Genomic DNA, 22,849 nt, shown 5'->3' on the forward strand with positions numbered 1-22,849 from the left:
TATGAAACGAGGTACGCTATCGGGTTTTCGCGCGCTCGCGATCAAAACTGCTCTCCTTGTCGTTCTGAGTTCCTGTTCGAAGGATCTTCCCTTCGAGCGGCTGGCGGAATTCGCAGTTCCAGAACAGCCGGCGCCGAAAGGCTTCGCCGTTCAAACTGACGACGCTCCGGGAGGGAGGATTGAACGGTCTCCGATGAAAACCGCCTACGAGGCAGGAGAGCTTGTTCGAGTCTCCGCCCTTCCCTCGGCCGGCTGGGAGTTTTCAGGCTGGGGCGGCACGATCTCGGGAACGGAAAAGACGACGGAGAATCCGCTCGTCCTGAACGTCGAAAAAGACGAGTGGATCATTCCACGCTTCGCGCGCGTTCCCGAACCGGCAGTACCGCCGCCGCCCGACCCGGAACCCGTCTGGTCGATCCGCTGCGACTCGGCTCGCGGAGGAATCGCGGAAACCTCGCCGATTAAAACCGGATACGCCACCGGAGAACTCGTAAAAATGACGGCCGTTGCTGACGAAGGATGGACCTTCGCCGGATGGTTCGGCACGGCGGAAACGGATTCGCTCGATCCGGTGCTGGTGATCCAGGCGGCGCGGGACGAATGGATAATTCCCCGATTTACGGAAATCCCCGCGCCCGACGCTCCGCCGGAGGAACCGCGATGGACGCTACGGGTCGACGGAGCCGAGGGCGGAGTCGCGAGCTTTGAGCCGGGAAGCTCGAGCTACGCTTCAGGCGATTATGTAAAGCTTTCGGCTGAATGCTCTGAAGGATGGCGTTTCCTCGGTTGGACGGGAACGGCTGAAAGCGCGTCGAACCCGCTCATTATTACTATTGAACGGAGCGAATGGATCGTGCCCCTGTTCGAGAAAATTCCCGAACCTCCGATTGAAGAGATCCCGGAACCGGTCCGCTGGAAGATCCGCGTCGATGATCGGCCAGGCGGAAGCGTTACAGCGGAACCGGAGAAAACAGAATACGAAGACGGCGAACAGGTGCGGTTGATCGCGCAATGCGAAAGCGGCTGGAAATTCGCCGGCTGGAGCGGAACGCTGGAAAAATCGGGATCGATGGATGTCGGCGACGAAATACTCCTCATCGAAGCGCGGGCGAACGAGTGGATTATTCCGCTTTTCAGAGAAGAAGCTGAAGTTCTCCCCGAGCCGCCGCCTGAACGTTTTACCGTAAAAATAGACTCTGCCGAGGGAGGATCGGTCGAACGGTCTCCCGCTTCCATGGATTATGCGCCTGGAGAATTCGTCAGGCTCGCCGCGACGGCGCAAGCCGGTTGGGAGTTCGCCGGATGGTCGGGAACCATCGGCGACAGTGCGGCAACCGGAATCCGCAACAATCCATACATCCTCGAAGTGCGGCGAAACGAGTGGATCATCCCGGTCTTCAGCAGAATCCCGGAGCCTGAACCGAAACCCGAGCCCGAACCCGAGCCTCCGCCGAGATTGTATACCCTCAAAACCGAATCTTCGGCCGGAGGATCAGTACGCGCGGTTCCTTCGAAGACGGGCTATGCGGAAGGCGAGTATGCAAGAATTACGGCGGTTCCCTCGCCCGGCTGGCGATTCAGCGGTTGGAGCGGAACATACGCGGGCACTGAAGACGACATTTTTATCCGCATGACGGACGACCAGTGGATTGTCGCCAAGTTCGCTTTAATTCCGGTCGCGGCGGAATACACGCTAAACTCGACCGTTTCGGGAAGCGGCCGGATCATCCGCTCTCCGGAGAAGGCCGTGTATGCGGCCGGCGAGACGGTCGAACTGGCAGCCGAGCCTTCCCCCGGATACCGCTTCGTCGAATGGACGGGAGATCTTTCCGGGGACGCGGAAAACGAGACCATCAAGATGAACGCGAATGCCTCGGTATCCGCGCGATTCGAAAAAAGAGAATGGACCTTCATCGTATATATGGCGGCAGACAACGATCTGGAAGCGGCGGCTATTCTCGATATCAATGAAATGGAAGCGGCGGAAACCGGCTCGATGAAGGGAGACATCCTGGTGTTGATCGACAGGAGCCCCGCCTACGATTCAACGAACGGAAACTGGAGCGACACGAGGCTCTACAAAATCAAGCGGGACCCGGCCGGATCCGACACGGTAATCCGGTCGCAGAGAATCGAGTGCCCCGCGCTCGGCATAACGGAGAACCAGCAGACGGAGCTCGATCTCGCGCTCCCGAGCACGCTTTCGCTGTTGCTCGACCACGCGAAGACGGCGTATCCGGCGGCGAATTACGGGCTCATTTTCTGGGGCCACGGTACCGGCTGGAGGTCGGATGAAACTGCGGGCGGAAGTCCCGCAGAAAGCATGAAGGCCCTGGCCATAGACGATACGTCGGGAACTTCCATGACCCTCGCGCAGGCGGGAAACGCCGTTCGAAACAGGGGGATCGCCGCGATCGGCATGGATACCTGCTTCGGAGGAATATTAGAAGTGGCGAGGGAATTTTCGGATTGCGCCGCATGGCTCGTCGGATCGCCGGGAGCGATTCCTTCCGCCGGCTGGAATTACGCGGCGCTGTTCACCCTCTTCGGAACAAGCTCACTGACCGCTGAACAATTCGCCTCCGCGGCCGTGGATCAGTTTCGCGTCCAATACGCGCTGACTCCGAATACCGGCATATCGGCGATACGTCTTTCGGCCGTCCCTGCGCTCTCGTCCGTCTTCAACGCCTTCATGGAAAATGCGGCCGCGGGGATTCAAAACAGATCGTCTCAGACTCTTCTTAAATCGATTGCCATGGATGATTCGCGGCTATATCGATTCGCTTCATACCCGACCGATTCCTATATCGATATCAGGTCGTTCGCAGATTTGATTCTCTCGGCGCGCGACGGACTTTTTTCTTCGGCGACAATAAAAAACCGCGCCCTTACGCAGGCCGCAAGCCTTAAAACCGCGCTGAACGCGGCTGTTCCCCTCGGCTGGGAACAGGGAGGTCAAGGCGAAGGGCATATGGGCGTCCACCTCATTCCGCTGATGGCTCAGGGAACGCCGAAGGCGAGCCACGAGGCGGGCTACATTCGCGGATCGGGAGCGGCGAATCAAAGCCGCTTCGTCCTTGAATCTACCGGATGGGTCCCGAACAAGACTGCCGCGGGCAGCCTCCTGGACAAACTCTTTTATACCTATTTTGAGGATTAACATGATGAAAACACCCAGTAAACGGATTTTAGCCGCCATGCTTATTTCATGGCTGACGAGCGCTCATGCTCAGAATACGCCGGGACAGACATACGTCAGCTACGACTCTGTAAACGGAAGAACGACCTACACAGTGCCGGGAGGAGAAGCGGAAAGCGGAGGCGAAAGCGGCGGTTCGAGCGCCGGAGACAGCACCAACGCCGATATTGCGGAAGCTGAATCGATCGTCTCGGAAGCCGCATCGCTTAAGACGGAAGTTGCCGCGGAAACAGATAAATCGAAGGAAGCAGCTGAAACCGCAAAGGCAGAAGTCTCCGAGGAAAAGGCGAACGCCGATTCCGACAAAGCGGGAGATCCGGTCAGGATAACGACGGGCGAGTTCTATCTTGAAGAATCGGACTTCGAGTTTCCGCGGATCTACGCGAGCAATTCTCCCGGCGGTCCTTCCTTCGGGAAAGGGTGGTTTTTCTTCGCCGATTCGCGCATCATCCGCGGAGTCGATATCGGAGCGCTCAGCGCGAAAAACAGAATCAAAAGCCGGATAATCGATCCGCTTCAAGAAAAATGGGAGCGCGCCGATCTTCTCGCCGCCCGGACGGCGTCCTGCGCGGATGAAGCCCGGGAAGCGAAACGCATATTGAATGAAGCGCTCGAAGAATACGAACTCGTCAGGGATCAGGCAGATCGCGCAATGGCTCTCGCGTCCCGCAACACGCTGTCCTGGTGGAGCGGATTGCCGATTGGATGGATGGGCATAGGAAACGACTCGTTGCTCTTGATAAATCCCGAAGGAGTTCCGCATATTTTCATTCCGGACGGCGCCGGCGAATGGAAAGCCCTCGACCCGGACGCGGCCCGAACCGACAGGATCGCCAGCATCGACCGCGCGGACGCGCTTTCAGCGCAAGGGTTCGTGTATACCGCATCGGACGGCGCATCGTACCGCTACGATTCAAACGGACTGCTGATCCGGGCGGAAAAACGCAATCCTTACGGAGACCCGCTGATTCGGGAAATCTCGCGGAATACAGCGACCGGCGGAATACGGGAAATCATCGACGCCTACGGGTACCGGTACGCGGTCGAAGGCGAGAGGCAGCGCATCGACGCGATCGTCGACCCGCTGGGGAGAAAAATCGTATACAACCATGGAAGCGACGCGTTGAGTTCCGTCACGGACTTTGAAAACGACTCGATAGGATACGGGTATTCCCTGGGCAGATTGGCCGAAATCGTAAAACCCATGAACGCGAAAACAAAAATCATTTACGGACAAACCGATCGGAAAGGAAGGCCTCTGGTTACCGAAACCGTTAACGAGGAAGGACACCCGGAATATTTTGAGTACCGCCCGGCTGAACGGAAAACGCTGTGGACCTCTCCGGACGGAGACAGAAAAATAATCGAGTGGGATGAATTGCACCGGACGGTATCGATCGAGGAAAGCGGAAAGCCGACTATCAGATATATCAGAGATCAGGCGACCGGAGACGTGCTCCGGGAAGAAAGCATGCAGGGAACGACCGTGCATGAATACGACCAGCGGGGAAACAGAACAACGACGCTTTATCCCGACGGTTCGCGCGAGATTCTGAGCTTCGATGAAAACGACCGGCTCGTCGAGCGACTAAGCCGGGGCGGAACGCTTGAAACCTATCAATGGGATGCATGGGGAGTATCCGGAGTCTTCAGAGAAGGACGGCCTCTTAAAACGATCGAGCGGAATCAAAACGGATTCATCGTCAAAATCGTTGAAGACGGAAAATACATCGCGAACATCCAACGCGATGCGCATAACAAACCGATACGGATTCTCCAGGGTGCAGGAGACGAAATCATCCAGTCCGATCTTGCGTGGGACTCGGCGGGACGAATAATTTCTTTCATCGACGGCGAACGAAGAAAAATTGAATGGAAATACGGACGCCATGCAATGATAATTTTCGATCAGGCTGGCCTCGAAACCTCGTGGAAATGGAATAGCAGAAAAGACATCGTCGAGATTATCGAGAAGGACACGGTGGGCGGAGAAACGAGAAAAAGGGAAACAGTATTCGACAAACGGCACCTGCCCCTCAAGGAAACGCTGAACGGAAAGGAAATCGCGCGATACGCCTGGACGGCCAAAGGAAAAAAAGCGTCGATCATCCGGGGGAGACTCCGCACGGACTTTGCATATTCAATAGAAGGAAAAGAAGAGCTGACGCAAACATATGCCGGCAGCGAACCGTTCCGCATCGTCAGGACTAAAGAGCTAACGCCGTCCGGAGCGATCATCACCGTTCAGGACGGGTCGAATAGAGCGCAAACGCTGCGCTACGACAGCGAAAACCGGCTGTTATCGAAGCAAAGCGGAAATCTCGCGCCTGAATCTTTTGCATGGGACCCTGACGGATCTATCGCCCGATTAGAAACCCGCCTGGGAGGAATCGTCGACCTGCAGGGAAACAAAAAAACCGGAGAGTTCAAACAGTTCCGAAACGGCGAACTGGCTTCGCGGATGGTTAAGAGCCCTGCGGGTAAAATTCTTGAATACACCGACGAAAACGGAAGCCTCGTTTCAAACGAATACGATTCGACTGGTTTTTTGATTCGGGAACGACGCAGCGCCGGATTTGTTTCGTACGAACGGGATAAGACGGGAACAGCGGTTTCGCGGAACGTGTTCGGTGCCGACGGAGAGTTGATCGAATCAGTGTCGATATCGCGCTCGCATGATCTTCGCTCTGCGGTCGTCCTGGAAGGCGGAATATACCGCAGGGAATACCGGCTCAACGGATGGGGGGAAGTCACAGGATTCGCCGACGGGGAAAACAACCTCCGCTCGTTTGATCGGGACGCGTTCGGCCGCGTTGAGGTCGAAACCGATCCGTACGGAAATGAGACCCGCTATGAATACGACGATTTCGGGGAGATTTCGAAAATCGTGTATTGCGACGGCTCCTTCGAGGCATACGAACGAAACTCGGCAGGACTCGTCGTCCGGGAAACAGACGCAGCTGGAGTTTCGGCAGAATACGACTACGACGCAGGAGGCAGACGCATCTCCGAATATACACGCGGAGGGGTGCGCCTTTCCCGTACATTTGATGATAGCGGGCGGACGCAAACGCTTAACCGTGGAGACGATAACGCCCTCGTCTTCAATTTCGAATATTCTTCCGACGGAAAAACTATCGCTTCCAAAGACGCTTCCGGAAACTCCATGATCTCGGTCTTCGACGGATTCGGCCGCCTGGTCGGGGAAACAAACAGACTGCATGTTTCATCGACGCATCGGTGGGATGCCCGAAGCCGCGCGATAGAAGGCATCGATGGAAACGGGGTCAAGACTTCAAGGAGATATATCTCGGACGGAAGCAAAATAATCGAAGAAACCGGCGGCGGCGGCAGAATCGAAATAATCAAGGACGCCGCCGGAAGGGAGATCGCGAGAGGCAACGACACGACGAAAATCGAATTCGATTTCGATCAGGCTGGACGAATCGTCGGACAGAAAGATGCGTTGAGCGGCGCTGAAATGCAATTCTTCTATGATAAGGCCGGTCGGATGATCCGCGCGAAGGGAAGCGGGAGAGACGTCAGACGGCGGTTGGGAAAAAACGATGAAATCCTGGAACTAAGGGATCTGTCCAACGGGTTAACGATAACGTTCGCATACGATGCTCGAGGAAGAGAAATTCGCAGAACCTTCGCTAACGGCATACAGATCGAGCGCGGATACGACGAGGCGGGAAGAATCAGTTGGATACGCGAAAAAAAGATAACAGGGGAAATACTGAGAGCCGAAGCGTGGGCTTACGATGAAAACGGAAGGCGCCGGCTGGGGGTCGACGAAGAGGGAATGATAACGCGATACTCATGGAATTCGCGCGGAGAGCTGGTCTGCGCAGAAACGCCGGCGGATGCGGAGGGAGGAGATGGGTTGGAGCGGGTTATTTTTTCGCCTGAAGACATCCGCACGGCTGTTTCGCTCATGGGGAAATTTCTACCCGGTGCGGCTCCCTCAGTCAGCGAATCGCAGGTGGTCCGCAAAGAACGCTATGCCTACGACCAAAATGGAAACATGACCGAAATCAGGCTCGGAGGAAGTTCTATTCGAATGGAATACGACGCGGAAAACAGATTGACTAAGCGAGGCGAGGCCTCATTTTCGTACGATAAAAACGGCAATCTCGTGAAAATGTTTGACTTGCGAAATTCGCTAGTATGCTCGTATAATGACAAAAACAGGATGGTCCGTTCGGTCGTTGCCGACGGAATGAGAAACTCGATCGTATCGACGGATTACGCGTACGACGGGTACGGCCGGCGCTCGTCTATCCAGGATGACGGAGCCGGAGCTATGGTCGCCAGTTATATCGGCACGGAGTTTGATATGTTTTCAGTGAAGCCTGTTCAATCTGCCGCTTTCGCTACCGACGATTCTTCCGGCTCGAGGTATCGATGGATCGGAGATGCCGAGTCCTCCCGCTCGACTTCCGTGCCGTCGCCGTCCGGCGGTGAGACTGCGCATTCGCTGTCATCCCGCGAGCTTCTGACCCTGGGAGGATTCCCGGCGGCTTCATCGGTCGACGGAGCGAACTACTACTACGGAATATCCGTGAACGAATCCGTCGCCTCTCTCTCCGACGAGTCCGGCGCTTTCCAAAAGCTGCCGCGCATGAACGCGTTCGGCGGAATCGATGAACTCGCTTCAAACTCGTCTCTGCTCGGTTCATCCGTATTCGACCATCCCTCCTTCGTCTCCAAATACCGCTCGCCCGCCACCAGTTTGATGGACTTCGGCTACCGCGACTACGCCCCCTCCCTCGCCCGCTTCACCACCCCCGACCCCATCCGCGACGGCTACAACTGGTACACCTACTGCGCCTCCGACCCGATTAATTTCGTGGACTTGTGGGGATTACTCCTTACGCTTTCTGTGGATAAGGACAGTCAAAAGATGACCATTACATTTAAGGACGGTCAAATAACATCGACTAAAACAATCAATGTTACAACAGCTGTTGTGTCAAAAAAAAACAGTAAGAATAATACAACATTTAATGAAGACGCCAACCGCACTCAACAAACAGGCGACTCAACTACGCATCCCACTCAATTTCCTAACGGAACATATGATGTTACCGGCACTATGAAACCAAGCGATTCAAGGTTTGGAGAAACGCAATTTATCACGAACGCTTCGCAAATGTTGAAAAACACAGAAGGCAATTTTGTTAAGGACATGGGGTATAATATTCATTTTACACCATTGACAAATACAAATGGCTGCATTGGTATTCTTAATCAAGCGGATATGGATTCTCTTCTCAGTATTCATGCTATGAACGTCGACACTTTTGACAACAGAACGATTGTTAACGTATTTGGAAATTCAACAGTAGGCGAGGGAAACAAAAACAAATGAATAGCAGAACCCTAACCTTTATCCCATTGCTCCTTTTCTTGATCTTCCTTTCCAGCTTTTTCATCAGTTGCAATACATCTGAGTATATTGTTGATTTTGATTCGACAAATGACACCTCGAAAATACTGGCAGTGTCAAAAAATAAGGAAAGGATCATTCTTGACGAGTACCCCCTATTTCCTGGACTAACAAGAGATAGCATATTAGTGAATAGAGCTGGAGCATTCTATGAAAATGGAAACGTTCTTGTTATGGTACCAAATAAAAATACAACAAAAAATATTATAGCATGGAATGATTTTTCATATTTAATCGATATTATTTTTATTGAGCCCGGAAATAAAAGAATCACGACGCTTTTCAGCAATCATGATAGTTATGTCAGCATTGTACCAGATGCAAAAGCAACACATGCGATAATCGCATTCGATAGAGATAAGACGCTGACTCTGCTTCGTGTAGACCAAAAAGGAAAAATACTTCAGGAGGTTCAATACAAATATCGTGTGCTATATCCTGATTTCATCGGCGTAACAGAAAAAACCGGGAAAGAAGTTATCACCTTATCATGTATTGAAAATGAAGAGAAAATTTCCATAGATTGGAAAAACGGAATCATCACGCAGATTTCGTATATGGAATCTCAATACGAATAATTCTTGAAATTCGACAAAACAACTGGTTACTCCTATACTAGGGGTAACCGTTTTTTTAAAATTGCGTTAAAATAAAAATACTATGCTAAGGCAGGTCGGGAATGAGCAAGAACAAGGTTCTGAGCCTCATGCTTTGTTCATCAATGTTAATCAGATTCGCGGCTTCCGCGGCGGCGCAGGAGGAAATTCTTATAGTCGCCGAGGAATGGCCTCCGTTCACCAGCACTAAACTCTACAAACAAGGCCCGCTGGTCGATATCATAGAGCATGTCTTTAAAGATTCTGCATACACGGTAAAAATCGAATTCTACCCGTGGGCGAGAGCGCTCGCAATGGTGCAAAAAGGCGAAGCAGACTGCATAATTGGCGCCTTTAAAACGATTGAAAGAATGCAGTACCTGGAATATCCCGAACCTCTGATGTCGCAGGAAACAGCTCTCTTCCAATTGTCGAAGAACGATTTCGCTTTTTCCGGGTTGCAGGACTTGTCAGATCGCAAAATCGCCAGAGTGCATTGGGCATCGAACAGCGATGCATTCGATCGATTAAACGGTCCGACTATCATCGACCTTGTCAATCTGACGCAATGCATACGAATGCTTCTTGCAGAAAGAGTCGACTATATCGCCGGTCCGACTATGAACGTCGAATACCTGATAAAAACATGTTTTCCGGATTCCGTAAATCTAATAACAAAAACCGATCCACCGTTAGCTCAACAGAACATGTATTGCGCAATTTCAAAGAAATCGAAATCAGCCGCAGGCATCGCAAGAGAAATTAACGCCAAGATTGCGGCATTCAAACAAAACGGGGTATATGATAAAATACAGCATGAACATATTGAATTGCAAATGCTTGATTAAAAGGGTTATGGCATGTTTGATTTTCGTATCCCCGCTCGCATCCCCGATATCCGCATCAGCCGAGGAAACGATAACCGGGGTTTACTCGATTCAAAACGCGGTAGAAGACTACCGGGGAACGCGTTCTTTTGAAATCTCGCGGAATCAATACCAGGAATACGTAATTACCGCTGACAGATCATTCGAAAGCGTCGCCTACTACGACGCCGAACATCATGAACTGTTCTGCGTGATAGAAACCGCCCACCAATACAACACCCTGATGAAGTTCCGAATCGAAGGCGGCGCGCTCACGGTTTATTCGCTTTACTCAGAAAAATGGAACGAATATCCCGGAGTCGATAAAAAATAAACGAGGGACATACGAGGCAAATCCGGGACCGGCTCGATCGAGCCGATCCCGAAAATCTTTAGAACCTGCCGGTGCCGAGGGTGAACGCGAGCGTGCCCATGAGCCGGCGGGGAACCGGCAAACCGCCGGTGAAATCACCGGTCTTGAGAATCCACTCCCTGTCGTCGGCGCCCCATGCGGCGGTTAAGCCCCACTTGATGGAGAAATAATCGAAGGGAGAGAAAGTAATTGAGGGCGACGCCATGCCCGAACCGTCCACCCAGTTCTGCGTCCACAGAACCTGGGCCGACACTTCGTCGCTAAAGGGAAGCTCGCTCCACGACAAACTCAACGCGGAATTGTGCTTCGCGGAATAACCTCCGATATCGGCCATCATCACTGGCATGGCAGACCCTGAAAATTCAGCGATTAATCGATCATACAAACGTGACGAGTACTCCTCGTCAGTGCTTCCCCATCCCAGAAAAAGATACTCGCCGTACGCAGTGAATTTCCATTCGGAGTTGACGTACATGCCGCCCAGGGTCGCCGCGTAATGGAGGCCGTCGTCCGGAACGGAGCTTGCGTATACGGGAACGGGCGATAAGGGATCGAGAGAATCTTCGAGAACGGCGGAATCGAGGCCCCAGTAGACGGCCTGATCCGTGAAAACCTGAAGCTTTCCGAAACCGGTCGAGTACCCGAGAACCGCTCGAGGCGCGAGGTTCTTTTGGTAAAAGGCGCCGAGGGTCAGCTCACCGTTTCCCAGTATCGGATTCTTCGGAGGGGTTACGAGAAAGTCTCCCTTGACGCCGAATGCCGCGTCCTGAATGCGCGGAGCGGACGTATCCGATAGATACGAGTCCTTCACGGCGCCGTAGAAGTACAGGGTGTTCAAACCGAGCGGCAGGGACACGCGGAGGGCAACGGGTCCTTCAAGGTCTGCGCCGGGATCGTCGAGATCCTTTACGCCTACGCTCAAGGGATCGGCAATCTGATAGAAGCGGCTCACGCCCCACCCCGCGCTCTGTTTGCCGAAGCGGAAAAAGAGCCGCTCGTTCCAGTTAAAATCCGCGAAGAGCTCCAGGATCTCGGCGGTCTCCAGGGGAAATTCCGTCTGAAGCTTTCCGCTCACGCGATACGACCGAACCGGTATCTGTCAATATACATATAGTACTCGCTAAACCAAAAAAAAGACCGGCCAAACGCCGGTCCTTCATGCGATGCGAGCAGAAGCCTACAGGCCCGCTCGATCAAGCGCCTTTTTTATCGCCGAGAGGCCTTCGGAATTGAGCTTTCCGATTTCCTCGACCTGGCCGGCTTCGGACGCTATCGACTGGACATTGCCGCGAACCTCCGAAAGCTCGCTTTCCACTCGCTCCGCCGCATGAGACAGGGCGACAAGGCTTTCTCTCGCCTTGTCTATCTGCACATCTAGCGAGGCTACAGCAGTCCGCAGTTCGTTCGTGCTGGATACCGAATCCGCGACGCCGCGGTTTATTTCCTCGGTTCCGCGCGAAAGTTCGTCAAGGCCGTTGATGATTTCGTCCATCGCTCCGGAAACGAGCGAGGCTTCGCGGGCGATGGAAGCGAAAGACTGCACCGCGCGGAGGTTTCCGTCCGAAGCGATGCGGATATCGCTGATCGTCGCCTTCACCGTATCGTTCACCGCCCTGACGCTCTTGCTCGTCTGCTCGGAAAGTTTTCTGATTTCGTCGGCAACGACCGCGAAGCCCTGTCCGTATGTTCCCGCATGGGCGGCTTCGATCGCGGCGTTCATCGCCAACAGGTTCGTTTGGGCGGCTACCGCGCTGATCACCTTAACGATATCAAGAATAGCTCCCGTTGAGGATTCTACCTTTTTCATCGATTCGGATGAATGGGAGACGACCTGCTGGCCTTCTTCTGTGCTATGCGTCAACTCGTTCACCGCCTCCCGCCTCTCGCGGGTCACCCCTGCGATGTTATGGATGGAGGCCGTCATCTCTTCGACAGCCGCGGAAGTCTGGTTTATTACGCTGCTCTGGGCTTCCGTGCTGGTGCGCACGGTGCGGGAATTCGAACTGATTCCGTCGAGCTCGCCGCCGAGCTTGCGGCTGTCGTTCAAGACTTCGCGCATCGAGTTGCCCGCGGTATCTGCGAGGGCAAGCGCCTGCGATGAAAGATCCTTCGTGCGCGCCGCGGACGACGAAAGCTGATCACCGCGCGAAAGAGCGTCTCCGGACGCTTCCATGGCTCCGCGGAGTATGCCGACCTGCCGGTCGCTCTTTGCTCCCGATTCCTTCGCGAGCCGGTTGAAACGGGTAGTCCGGGAAAACACACCCCACAGGCTGAATGCCACGCAGAGGCTTAAAACCGAAACTATTGCGACGTCGTCGAACTGGGGAGACCCGCCGGTTTCGCGCGCCCAGGGTATCACGCGCAAAAACGCGTTGAGCACGACGGCGAGAATTGAAATGCCCGCGATAGGGAACACCTGCCACTTGTAAAAACCGACGAGAATCGTCAGCCCCATGGCGAACATATTCATGAATCCGATCAGATAGTATTCCAGATATCCGTTGCAGTTCGGATTCGTAAAAACGAGAGAGCTCAGGACGACGGAGAGCACAAAGCTCAACGCGAGGCTCGCCTGGCGGGCTCTGCCGTACAACACCATCGCAGAGATGACGACGAACACCGCGAACAGAACGCCGATTATCGGCCGCTCAAGTCCGGAGCTCCTGATCACCAGAGTCATAATCAACGCAAGACACGATAAAAAGGCCGACACATAAAAAAGCACCCGGGCGACCGTCGTAAACTCGTCGTCCTCCGACAAATAGGCCGCTTCCAGGCGCTTCTCGACAAACTGTAAACTTCGCATACTTCTATTATATCCACTCGCGCAAAAAAAGGAAATAAAATGCGTGCGCTCTCAACCTGCGGTAAGCTTAACACGCTTCACTTTTGCGCTCCCCGCCAACCGCCAGCGTACCTCGCTTTTCCGCGCGCACTCCCCGCCAACCGCCAGCGCGTCACGCTTTCCCGCGCGCTCACCGCCAACCGCCAGCGCCGCTCGCTTTCCCGCGCGCTCACCGCCAGCCGCCAGAGTACCTCGCTTTCCCGCGCGCGCTCACCGCCAACCGCCAGCGTACCTCGCTTTCCCGCGCGCTCACCGCTAACCGCCAGCGTACCTCGCTTTCCCGCGCGCTCTCACCGCCAACCGCCAGCGCAACACGCTTTCCCGCGCGCTCATTCGCCAACCGCCAGCGCAACACGCTTTCCCGCGCACTCACCGCTAACCGCCAGCGTACCTCGCTTTCCCGCGCGCACTCACCACCAACCGCCAGCGTACCTCGCTTTCCCGCGCGCTCCCCACCAACCGCCAGCGCGTCACGCTTTCCCGCGCGCTCCCCGCTAACCGCCAGCGTACCTCGCTTTCCCGCGCGCACTCACCGCCAACCGCCAACGCCGCACGCTTTCCCGCGCGCTCACCGCTAACCGCCAGCGTACCTCGCTTTCCCGCGCACTCACCGCCAACCGCCAGCGTACCTCGCTTTCCCGCGCGCACTCACCGCCAACCGCCAGCGTACCTCGCTTTCCCGCGCACTCCCCGCCGGCGGTAAGAGTATCACCCCGCGATGCGAGCGATCACTGGCGTTTGATAGCGGAGAGTTCGGCGGCGGCCCGGGAGAGGTCGGCGGGGATGGGGATGTTCTGCGGGCACTTGGGGACGCATTCGCCGCACTGGACGCAGGCGTCGGCGCGTGCGGAGGCAAAGTCGGGATTGTGCCAGTTCCAGCGGGCCTCGCGGGCGTTGGAGTATTTGCCCCAATCGTTCCAGAGGGCGAAATTCCGGGGGATGTCTACTCCGTGCGGACAGGGCATGCAATACCGGCACGCGGTGCAGCCGTTGCGAACCCGGCTGTCCAGGACCTGCTTCGCTCGTTCAAGGGCCGCCTCTTCTTCGGCGTTCAATGGCGCGGGGGAATCGCAGATCCTCAAATTTTCTTCAAGCTGTTCCATGCTTCCCATCCCGCTGAGCAGCACCCGGATATTCCGGTCTCCGGCTAAAAAGCGCAAGGCCCACTCTACCGCGGTGGAAGCCGGATTGATTGCACGGAGCGGGGCCATCGCGTCTTGCGGGAGGGCGGCGAGCGATCCGCCTTTCAGCGGCTCCATGATTACGACCGGGATGCCCAGCTCGCGGGCAAGGTCCGCGCCGCGTTTTCCCGCTTGGTCGTTCACATCCATATAATTGAGCTGGATCTGGCAGAAATCCCACTTCCGCGCTTTGAGAATCCGCTCGAAGTCGCCGTAGGGTCCATGGAAGGAAAAACCGAGCTTCCGGATCTTCCCCTCCGCGCTGCATTCCTCCAAGGCCTCGGGAACGCCGAAAGAAAGCATCTCCTGCCAGCGCTGGCCGTTCATCGCGTGCAAGAGGTAAAAATCAATATAGTCGGTGCGAAGATTCGCCAGCTGTTTTTCCACGAATGAGCGCGCGTCCTCCCGGGAATGGACGAGCCACACCGGAAGCTTCGTCGCGAGCTGATAGCGCGAACGATCAAAACCGGAGAGAACCGAACCGACAAAGGCTTCGCTCTTCCCGTCGTGATAGGGCCAGGCCGTATCGAAATAGGTGACTCCCGCCTCAAGAGCCCGCTCCAGCATCTTGCGGGAAGCTTCCTCGTCGATCTTCCCTTTTTTAACCGGGAAGCGCATACAGCCGAATCCCAATAACGAAACCTTTTCCTCGCCGAGCGTGCGGTATTCCATTCTGAACCCTCCTTGCAGAATCTGCATTATAATGAAAGAAACTGTGTAAAATATCTCCAATTTATCCAAATTGCGCCGAGCGGACACTTGAACAAACCGCTTGTCCTGTACAAAATATACCATGCCCCGGCGCCTTCCGCACCCTTGTAGCGCGCGAACATTCCCGGGCGAGGAGAACTGATTGCCCTCGATCAAAACGGCAGTATCTATTGCCGGAAAAGGATCCACCGAACTTCAAATCTACAACATCATCACGTTCGGAGGATTGCTGTTCAGTTTAAAATCGACCATGCTGGCCGAAACCCTGAGCCTGTCGATCTTCCATATAACGCTCAACGCCCTGTTCATCGGAATGCTCGCTCTCCTGTACTTCCGCTCGCGCGTACTCCGCCGGCTCGACACCCTCGGCTACGCGAGCCTCGGCCTCGTGGTCCTCTGCCACCTGCCCGTTCTCTGGTTCACCGGCGGCGGAGTCGAAGGCGGCACCCCCCTGGTCATGCTGCTCGTGCTCACCTACGCGATTCTGTTGGCGAGCGAAGCCAGCCGCAGAAAAGGCGCCTTCATCACCTACCCCTCGGTCCTGGCCATACTCGTAGAAAGCGTCATACTCTTCCATATCGAATACATTCGCCCGGACCTCATCCTGAGGCACGGAACTCAAGCGGCCCGGATGTGGGACACCGGACTTTCCATGTTGATCGTCATGGCCTGCCAATATGTTATACTTACCATCTTCATCAGGCGCAACGAGCTCCGCCTGAGAAAAACGCGGAGCTACTCCCGCGAACTCGAACGCCTCGTTTCCTGCGACGCCATGACCGGACTTCTCAACCACTGCTACGGCCTCGAACGCCTGCAAAAGGAAATACAGCGCGCGCGCCGCCACGGCTACCCTCTGTCGCTCGTCATGATAGACCTCGATTTTTTCAAACGCATCAACGACAGCCTCGGGCACGCCGCTGGAGACCGGGTCATCATATCGATAGCAGACGCGATTAAACGGGGGATCAGGACCGAGGACTGCGCCTGTCGCTACGGGGGCGAAGAATTTATACTCATTTTACCCCACACCGAACTCCAGGAAGCGGAATTCGTTACAGAGCGCGTCGCGGAAATTCTCTACCTCGACACTCTTAAAAACCTCTGGCCCGTAACCTTAAGCGCCGGAATCGCGATGAGCCGCAACAACGACACCGCGAACACCCTCATCGACCGCGCCGACGCCCTTTTATACCGTTCCAAGCGCGAAGGGCGCAACCGCATCACTCTCGAAACATCACAGGATCTTCAAAAGACCGAGGCAGACATCGCAGACAGGGTTTGAGATTCCTCGTTCGGAGCCCCCTCATGCTGAAGTTCCATGAACGGCGGAATCGCTTCACCCTGCTCTTCTAGACTGCTTTCCGCATAGATGCGCGGTGCGCTTTCCACGCGAAAAACACGAGGGCGGCAGCCAGGGGCAGAGCCGCGATCGCGTAGGGGTTTCCCTGAAACAGATGATAGAGCCAGAAGCGAAGCTGGTTGCCGCCGTCGGTAAAGGCGGTAATCTCGCGGCCTGAAGCGCCCACGTCCATGCCCGCCTTCAGCGCCTCGCGCGTGAACACCGGAGAGAGACTCGACGAGAACCAGAGAAAGGTCGCCAGTACGGGCAGGGCCGCGAGCACAGCCCGGATCACGTTGCCGCGCAGAATGAGAACGGTCAGCGACATGATGGAAATCAGGTTCGGCAGGTCTCCCACGGGAATCACCCGGTTGCCCGGCAGGATAAAGGCGAGCGCGAGCGAAATCGGCATTAGAATCAAGCCGGTGGCGATCACGGAAGGATTCGTCATCAAAAAGCCCGTATCCATCGCGATCGAAAGTCCCGTAAAGCTCGGGAACTTCCGCTCCACCAGCTCCTTCACTGCGCGCGATACCGCGCCCATGCCCTCGCCGATCAAACCGCCGCAGCGGGGCAGCAAAAACATCACCGCCGCGATATTCACCGCCATTTCCAGCAGTTCTCGGATGCCGTAACCGGCCAGAAAGGCCAAAAAGGCGCCCACCAGAAAGCCGATCACCATCGGCTCTCCCAAAAGGCTCTCCGCCGCCGGAATCGCTGCGGTTTTTTCGCGGGAAGACTCGCCGATGGCGCTGGCAGCATCCGCTGAACCGCCGCTCTCGGAACCGCCGCTCTCGGAACCGCCGCTCTCGGAACCGCTCGCATCGCCGCCGATATTCCGCTTTCGCGAAGGGTTCCAGGAAAGGCGTCGAAGGCCGGGAACGCGGTCGAACAGCCAATCTACGCACACCGCGTACGGCAAAAGGCCTGCCACCGAAAGAGGGCTCACCGCGATGCCGTCCAATCCGGTCTCGCGCAGCACATGGGGGGCGCTCCACTCGGCGCACTTGATCGTGTATACGGTAATCAGCACCACGGACGCAATTCCCAGAAAAACGCTGCCGGTAGCCCCCTGGATAATGACGCCCAGAAAGGCGAAATGCCAGTAATTCCATAAATCGACATAGAGGTTGCGCGTCATGCGCGTCGCCAGCATCGCGAGGTTCACCAGCATCGCAAGGGCGATCGCCAACGGAGTAAGGGACGCGGACCAGGTAATAGCGGCAAGGGGCGGCCAGCCGATGTCGAGCACCGGATAATCAAGGCCGCGAACCTTTATGATCGAATCGATGGCAGGGCTTATCTGCGAAACGAAAAAGGTGAACACCACGAAAATGCCCGCGAAACCCGCTCCGATCTGTATCGCCGAACGAAGCGCGTCGGAGGCCTTCATGCGCGCGGCAAAGGCCAGAATCAGCATAAAGGCGGGAAGAATCACATACGCCTTATACGAAAAAAAAGCGGTAAAACCTGAGCCGAGGATTTCAATAAAGGTTGTCATATGCACGAGTGTAGGTTACCGCTGAAAGATCAGTCAAGTGACGATATCACTTATTATCTTTCGGATAAATTCAGCTAACTGAAAGGTATAAATTATTGACATATACCGCTATATAGGGAGATACTGATACAGAAATGGAAGCAGCGGAAGAACCTCATCACAGAAGAAAAAATACATTCGCCTTCGCTGTTCAGGAACTGGAAGAAGAAAACGGCATCGTCCGCCTCGACCTGTCGGCGCTCCCGTCGGTCGACGCGCAGGGAATGCGCGCGCTGATAGACCGCTGCAAACAATGGAAAAAGCAGGGAGTCGAAGTCCGCTTCTCCGGCACGTTAAAGGACAACAACGCGCAAAGAAGCTTCGATTTGGTCAAACTGCAGGAACTCCTGGAAAGCTACTTCGCTTCGGAGGCCAGGGCCGCTTCCTCGGGCTCCAGGAAGGCTTCGCTGGACACATAGCGCTTTACGGCGGCCTGCACAGCCTCCCGAATCTCCCGCTCAAGAATGCGTTCCGGAGTTTCCCTTTCTTCGATCTCCGCCAAAGTTTCTTCGGCGATAGGCTCGAATAAACGAGGAACGCTCACCCCCAGACACCTGGCGATGGTATCGACCGTTTCCAGAGACACTCCGCGCGTTCCGTTTTCAATATGAAACAAAAAGGTCGGAGTAAGATCCGTTAGTTCCGCCAGGCGAACCCGGCGCCAACCCAATTCCTTGCGAAGCATTTTGATATTGGTTCCTAAAACCAGTTTAATGTTGCTCACACTGATAGCATAATACGTTCTGAATTAATTTTCACTGGAAACAATGTAAATTCTCCATTATCTACACTTTTTCAATTATCTGCACAGGTGATTCAGCCCTTTTAGGTGCAACCTCAAGCCTGGAAGAAGAGTCTAATACTGCATGTTGAATACAGTACAAAACCTTGCCGTATGGGGTGATTCTATTTTAAAAGGCGTCGTGCAGGGATACGGCGGCAAACGATACGGAGTATGCGAACGCAACTGCCTGAGCGTTGCCGGACGCGAACTGGACATCGCAGTAATTAACCGCTGCTACTTCGGGAGCACCATCACAAAAGGCAAAACCATCATGCTGAAAGACATCGAACACTCGATTGCCTGCGATTCGGCGATCATCGAATTCGGCGGAAACGACTGCAATTATAACTGGAACGAAGTATGCGAATTTCGGGACAGAAAGCACCAACCGGCGACTCCCCTTCCGCAATTCGTCGAAACGCTTCAGGAATTGATAGACACCGCACGGAGCAACAGAATCCGTCCCATCCTGATGACCCTGCCGCCCTTGGATCCCGAACGATACATCAAGACGATCTCGCGGGGTTTGGATGAACAGTACATCAGAAACTGGCTCGGGGATATTCACTACCTGTACCGCTGGCACGAAATGTATTCGCTGGAGGCGACCAAGCTCGCGCTTAAAAACAACTGCTTCATGATAGACATGCGCAAGGCCTTTCTCGCCGAACACAACTACCAGCGCCTCATCTGCGAAGACGGCATCCACCCGAACGAAGCCGGCCACGAGTTCATGGCCGCCGTGCTCATCGAAACCACGCGCGACGCCCGCAGGAACAACGTGCAGGTAGCATGAACGGATCGCGGATCTCAACCGTCCCCGCGTTCGAACAACAGCCTGCCCCGAGATCGGACCCGCTCTGCGAAGGCGTCGGTCGCGGATGTGATATCGACAAGATCCACCGGGAAAGCCGAACGTTCCGCGATGCGATAGAGTCCAAGAAGGGACCCGCCTTCCAAAGCAAGATCTATATCGGAGTTTAAAGTGAAAGGGAGAGCGTCCTCGAAAGTTGAACCGAATCCCCAGATTTTCTGGATACCGGAATCGGCAAGGGACAATTCAACGGCGAGCCGTGCACCCTCCGCCTGAGCTTCAATGCGCCGGACTGCGCTAACCTCTGTGTTTCTCCGGTTGGCAGCTGAAATGCGCCGGACTGCCGCGAGAAAGTCGAACTTCAGAGAGCCCGGATCATGTTCGCTCATACGACTCAAGCTCGGAGGCAAGGACATCGAGAAAATCCAGATACCGTTTTACTCCGCGGGTATAAGAACCAACCGCGCCGGGGACATTTTTCTGCAACAGCATAAGTCGTTCGGAATCGAAGGGTCGATTATAGAGATTTCGAAACACATGACGGAACGCCCGGATTTCGTCCCAGACAAGGTTCTCCTCATGAGAAAAAAAGCGCGGCCTGACTCCCTGTATATCCAGAATCATTCGGGAAAGCAAATCTTTTTGCCAACTATCCCGGGAAAGACCGTTTTCAAAAAACTTCGAAATCCGGTAACAGGTATTTTCAACGCATCCATAGATATTATGAATGGTATAGCCGAGCGCCGCGTAATCAAGCTCGTCGGAAGAACCATGCGCGATGCGCTCCTCTGCCCGGCGGTTGCTGACAACAAGCGGTTCAACAAGACTCGCATCCAGCTCCAACTCGGACTTGAGCCTCATAATGTCCTCTACGCGTCGCGTTTCCATGCCTGTAAATGTACAGCCTTTTCAGAACCTTCGCCAGAGAGGATACTTCATCGCGCGGACAGTTTTCTGAACACAAAGGCGAATCGGACGGCGAACACGTACCAGGGTATGAGCGAAAGCACGGAGAAAACCAGGCCGACTGTGCCGGCGGTAGAAGGGATCATCATCAATATTCCGGAGGAAAGTCCCCATGCGGCAGATGCTTTGCCGAACAAGGGGCTCCTGAACATGATGATCGACAGGATCAGCAGGGTAACGCCGTTGAGCACGTAATAGGAGTCGAAGGCCGTGCCCTGCCAGCCGGAAAGCACCGCGGTGCCCGCTGTTGCCAGAAGAACGCGGGCGTCTGCATCGGCGGTTCCTGAATATTCGCGGGCAAGGGCGAACAGCTCAAAGGTCCGGTTGGACGAAATATAGGCGGCTATTCCGATCAAGCCCAGCATCACCGCGATCTGCATCATCCCTTTATTAATCCCTTTCAGGGTATGGTAGAAGGCCAGATAGATCACTGAAATGAGAATGTTGTTCACCAGGATAAACAGATCGGCGTGGAAAAAGCCGAGCAGCGGGTTGGCGGAAAAAAGAGCGAACCAGTCTTCTATTGAGCCGGGAATCCCGGTTGCCGCGAACACGACCAGCTGAACCGGAATAATAACGAGCATGATAAGGGTTGCGAAAAAGGCGCACGCGAACAAAGACGCGTACTCTCCTGAATCTCTTTTTTCCATTGGCGTTTAGCTCCTTGTTTTTCGAAGTGTATCCGGCGATCAGCAATTCGGCAACAAAAAAAGAGCGCGCCGTGTTCACAATTTTGTTGACAGCCTGTCAAACGATGCTATACTTCGGTTTATAGGTGTTACGTAACACCTGGCGAATGTGGTTGAGGAGAAATCTAGAGGAGGAAGGAAATGATGAAAGTTGCAACGAAAATCGCGGTCGCCGGATTGATGGCGGCAGTGATCGCGGGAGCTGCAGGATGTACTGGAGGAGGATCGAAAAAGGCGAAGGAAGCCTCGGTCAACATGTTCCAGCTTAAAGTGGAAATCAAGGACGCCCTTGACGGATACGCGGCGGCGTACACGGCGGCAAACCCCGGAACCAGGGTAACCGTGGAAACCCTCGGCGGCGGCGGAGACTACGGCGGAGCGCTCAAGGCAAAGGCCCAGGCAGGACAGATGCCGGACATCTTCGTGATCGAAGGACTCGGCGGATACGAAATCTGGAAGGATTATATCGCGGACTTGAGCGGCGAAAGCTGGGTGCAGGACACCGACCTCGCCATGAAGGTAGGCGGAAAGGTCGTGGGATTCCCCGTGGCGATCGAAGGATACGGACTCGCCTACAATGCGGAAATCCTTAAAAAAGCCGGAATCGATCCGGCGAAGCTCACTACAAGAGCGGCCTACGAAGCGGCCCTGAAAACGCTTGACTCCAAAAAAGCGGAACTCGGAATCGACGCGCCCGTGGCGATGGCGGCATCGGTCGCCGGCGGAATGTGGTGGGTCGCGGCCCAGCACAACCTTGCCTGCTACTGGGGCGGCGGACTCGAGTTCACCGATACTACCGTAATAAACAAGGCGCTCAAGGGAGAGCTGGACATTCCCCGCTTTACCCAATACGCAAAGTATCTCCAGCTCCTCTACAAATACGCGGACCAGAAGATCCTGCTGAACGGAAGCTACGACGACCAGGTCGGCGCCTTCGCCCAGGGAAAGACAGCCTTCCTGCATCAGGGCAACTGGGTAGACCCGAACCTCAAACAGCTCGGCGTCACCTTTGAAATCGGCTACGCGCCCCACGCCTTCCTCGATACCGAGCAGAAGGGCCTGTATCTGTTCGCTCCGAGCTGGTACTGCGTAAACGCGAAGAGCGCCAATCTTGACGCCGCCAAAGCCTTCCTCAAGGCGATGGCGACCACGCCGGAAGGACACGACTACATGGTCAACAAGGCCGGCATGATCCCGGCGTTCAAGTCCGTAACGCTCAAGCCCTCCGGACAGCTCAGCCAGGCCCTCATGGCGGCGAACGCCCGCGGCGGCAACTACGGCGTATTCTTCGGAATGCTGCCCGACGGAGCCGGCCAGAACGTATTCGGCCCGATCTTCGACCTGTTCGCCCAGAATCCGGACAAGATGGACCAGTTCATAACCGACATGCAAAAAGCGGTAGCGGGACTTCCCAAAATGTAAAACGCCCCTTGCCTCGCGGCGGGGTGCCCGCCCGGGGCGGGAGCCCGCCAAGTCCAGTATCGAGGAGTT

Annotated in this window: 17 protein-coding genes; 9 read left to right on the forward strand and 8 right to left on the reverse strand. The window is 55.1% G+C overall.

Annotation, left to right across the window (positions count from 1 at the left end; translation table 11 throughout):
- Nucleotide 1 precedes the first annotated feature (1 nt).
- The 5 genes from K7J14_RS00165 (at nucleotide 2) to K7J14_RS00185 (ending at nucleotide 10,447) form a co-directional block, all read left to right on the forward strand.
- Nucleotides 2–3,160 (forward strand): InlB B-repeat-containing protein, encoded by a 3,159-nt coding sequence (locus tag K7J14_RS00165; RefSeq protein WP_230752019.1) that lies wholly within the window; start codon nucleotides 2–4, stop codon nucleotides 3,158–3,160.
- A gap of 4 nt (nucleotides 3,161–3,164) precedes the next feature.
- On the forward strand, nucleotides 3,165–8,573 hold the full coding sequence (locus K7J14_RS00170) for an RHS repeat-associated core domain-containing protein (protein ID WP_230752020.1): 5,409 nt from the start codon (nucleotides 3,165–3,167) through the stop codon (nucleotides 8,571–8,573).
- Nucleotides 8,570–9,229, forward strand: a complete 660-nt coding sequence (locus K7J14_RS00175; protein WP_230752021.1) for a hypothetical protein — start codon at nucleotides 8,570–8,572, stop codon at nucleotides 9,227–9,229. Before K7J14_RS00170 ends, K7J14_RS00175 begins: the two co-directional genes overlap by 4 nt.
- Before the next feature lie 101 nt (nucleotides 9,230–9,330).
- Nucleotides 9,331–10,095, forward strand: coding sequence for a substrate-binding periplasmic protein (locus K7J14_RS00180; protein ID WP_230752022.1), 765 nt, complete (start codon nucleotides 9,331–9,333; stop codon nucleotides 10,093–10,095).
- Nucleotides 10,096–10,102: 7 nt separating this feature from the next.
- Entirely contained in the window at nucleotides 10,103–10,447 is a 345-nt protein-coding gene (locus K7J14_RS00185) for a hypothetical protein (RefSeq protein ID WP_230752023.1), read from the forward strand.
- A 58-nt stretch (nucleotides 10,448–10,505) separates the two neighbouring features.
- On the opposite strand, the gene K7J14_RS00190 is transcribed toward K7J14_RS00185, so the two are convergent.
- From K7J14_RS00190 to K7J14_RS00200, 3 genes are all read right to left on the reverse strand, one after another.
- Nucleotides 10,506–11,561: a hypothetical protein gene (locus K7J14_RS00190; RefSeq protein WP_230752024.1), complete on the reverse strand. Its 1,056-nt coding sequence runs from the start codon at nucleotides 11,559–11,561 to the stop codon at nucleotides 10,506–10,508.
- 102 nt (nucleotides 11,562–11,663) lie between these two features.
- Complete coding sequence (locus tag K7J14_RS00195; protein WP_230752025.1) at nucleotides 11,664–13,292, reverse strand: methyl-accepting chemotaxis protein; 1,629 nt, start codon at nucleotides 13,290–13,292, stop codon at nucleotides 11,664–11,666.
- Nucleotides 13,293–14,059: 767 nt separating this feature from the next.
- The gene (locus tag K7J14_RS00200) at nucleotides 14,060–15,184 is read right to left on the reverse strand and encodes an aldo/keto reductase (RefSeq protein WP_230752026.1); all 1,125 of its coding nucleotides are present in this window, start codon (nucleotides 15,182–15,184) and stop codon (nucleotides 14,060–14,062) included.
- A gap of 181 nt (nucleotides 15,185–15,365) precedes the next feature.
- On the opposite strand from K7J14_RS00200, the gene K7J14_RS00205 reads away from it, so the two are divergent.
- Nucleotides 15,366–16,508, forward strand: a complete 1,143-nt coding sequence (locus tag K7J14_RS00205) for a GGDEF domain-containing protein (protein WP_230752027.1) — start codon at nucleotides 15,366–15,368, stop codon at nucleotides 16,506–16,508.
- Nucleotides 16,509–16,575: 67 nt separating this feature from the next.
- Here the strand turns inward: K7J14_RS00205 and K7J14_RS00210 are convergent, their stop codons facing one another.
- The gene (locus tag K7J14_RS00210; RefSeq protein WP_230752028.1) at nucleotides 16,576–18,066 is read right to left on the reverse strand and encodes a PTS transporter subunit IIC; all 1,491 of its coding nucleotides are present in this window, start codon (nucleotides 18,064–18,066) and stop codon (nucleotides 16,576–16,578) included.
- A gap of 134 nt (nucleotides 18,067–18,200) precedes the next feature.
- On the opposite strand from K7J14_RS00210, the gene K7J14_RS00215 reads away from it, so the two are divergent.
- Complete coding sequence (locus K7J14_RS00215; RefSeq protein WP_230752029.1) at nucleotides 18,201–18,524, forward strand: STAS domain-containing protein; 324 nt, start codon at nucleotides 18,201–18,203, stop codon at nucleotides 18,522–18,524.
- On the opposite strand, the gene K7J14_RS00220 is transcribed toward K7J14_RS00215, so the two are convergent.
- Nucleotides 18,461–18,829: a helix-turn-helix domain-containing protein gene (locus K7J14_RS00220; protein ID WP_230752031.1), complete on the reverse strand. Its 369-nt coding sequence runs from the start codon at nucleotides 18,827–18,829 to the stop codon at nucleotides 18,461–18,463. The two genes, K7J14_RS00215 and K7J14_RS00220, sit on opposite strands and share 64 nt — an antisense overlap.
- Nucleotides 18,830–18,971: 142 nt before the next feature.
- Between K7J14_RS00220 and K7J14_RS00225 the strand changes: the two genes are divergently transcribed.
- Nucleotides 18,972–19,685, forward strand: a complete 714-nt coding sequence (locus K7J14_RS00225; RefSeq protein WP_230752033.1) for an SGNH/GDSL hydrolase family protein — start codon at nucleotides 18,972–18,974, stop codon at nucleotides 19,683–19,685.
- Between the two features lie 14 nt (nucleotides 19,686–19,699).
- Here K7J14_RS00225 and K7J14_RS00230 read toward each other — a convergent pair whose 3' ends face one another.
- The 3 genes from K7J14_RS00230 to K7J14_RS00240 are packed head-to-tail and all read right to left on the reverse strand — an operon-like array spanning nucleotide 19,700 to nucleotide 21,319.
- Nucleotides 19,700–20,092, reverse strand: coding sequence for a nucleotidyltransferase domain-containing protein (locus tag K7J14_RS00230; protein WP_230752035.1), 393 nt, complete (start codon nucleotides 20,090–20,092; stop codon nucleotides 19,700–19,702).
- Nucleotides 20,079–20,591, reverse strand: a complete 513-nt coding sequence (locus tag K7J14_RS00235) for a ribonuclease toxin HepT-like protein (RefSeq protein WP_230752037.1) — start codon at nucleotides 20,589–20,591, stop codon at nucleotides 20,079–20,081. Before K7J14_RS00235 ends, K7J14_RS00230 begins: the two co-directional genes overlap by 14 nt.
- Before the next feature lie 47 nt (nucleotides 20,592–20,638).
- On the reverse strand, nucleotides 20,639–21,319 hold the full coding sequence (locus K7J14_RS00240; protein WP_230752038.1) for a DUF4386 family protein: 681 nt from the start codon (nucleotides 21,317–21,319) through the stop codon (nucleotides 20,639–20,641).
- A 180-nt stretch (nucleotides 21,320–21,499) separates the two neighbouring features.
- Between K7J14_RS00240 and K7J14_RS00245 the strand changes: the two genes are divergently transcribed.
- Nucleotides 21,500–22,780, forward strand: coding sequence for an ABC transporter substrate-binding protein (locus K7J14_RS00245; protein ID WP_230752039.1), 1,281 nt, complete (start codon nucleotides 21,500–21,502; stop codon nucleotides 22,778–22,780).
- Nucleotides 22,781–22,849 lie beyond the last annotated feature (69 nt).

This window comes from Teretinema zuelzerae, assembly GCF_021021555.1.
Taxonomy (GTDB): domain Bacteria; phylum Spirochaetota; class Spirochaetia; order Treponematales; family Treponemataceae; genus Teretinema; species Teretinema zuelzerae.

Coding starts and splice junctions, on each gene's coding strand:
- K7J14_RS00165 (WP_230752019.1), top strand. CDS start 2: ATGAAACGAGGTACGCTATCGGGTTTTCGCGCGCTCGCGATCAAAACT.
- K7J14_RS00170 (WP_230752020.1), top strand. CDS start 3,165: ATGAAAACACCCAGTAAACGGATTTTAGCCGCCATGCTTATTTCATGG.
- K7J14_RS00175 (WP_230752021.1), top strand. CDS start 8,570: ATGAATAGCAGAACCCTAACCTTTATCCCATTGCTCCTTTTCTTGATC.
- K7J14_RS00180 (WP_230752022.1), top strand. CDS start 9,331: ATGAGCAAGAACAAGGTTCTGAGCCTCATGCTTTGTTCATCAATGTTA.
- K7J14_RS00185 (WP_230752023.1), top strand. CDS start 10,103: ATGGCATGTTTGATTTTCGTATCCCCGCTCGCATCCCCGATATCCGCA.
- K7J14_RS00195 (WP_230752025.1), bottom strand. CDS start 13,292: ATGCGAAGTTTACAGTTTGTCGAGAAGCGCCTGGAAGCGGCCTATTTG.
- K7J14_RS00200 (WP_230752026.1), bottom strand. CDS start 15,184: ATGGAATACCGCACGCTCGGCGAGGAAAAGGTTTCGTTATTGGGATTC.
- K7J14_RS00210 (WP_230752028.1), bottom strand. CDS start 18,066: ATGACAACCTTTATTGAAATCCTCGGCTCAGGTTTTACCGCTTTTTTT.
- K7J14_RS00215 (WP_230752029.1), top strand. CDS start 18,201: ATGGAAGCAGCGGAAGAACCTCATCACAGAAGAAAAAATACATTCGCC.
- K7J14_RS00225 (WP_230752033.1), top strand. CDS start 18,972: ATGTTGAATACAGTACAAAACCTTGCCGTATGGGGTGATTCTATTTTA.
- K7J14_RS00230 (WP_230752035.1), bottom strand. CDS start 20,092: ATGAGCGAACATGATCCGGGCTCTCTGAAGTTCGACTTTCTCGCGGCA.
- K7J14_RS00235 (WP_230752037.1), bottom strand. CDS start 20,591: ATGGAAACGCGACGCGTAGAGGACATTATGAGGCTCAAGTCCGAGTTG.
- K7J14_RS00240 (WP_230752038.1), bottom strand. CDS start 21,319: ATGGAAAAAAGAGATTCAGGAGAGTACGCGTCTTTGTTCGCGTGCGCC.
- K7J14_RS00245 (WP_230752039.1), top strand. CDS start 21,500: ATGATGAAAGTTGCAACGAAAATCGCGGTCGCCGGATTGATGGCGGCA.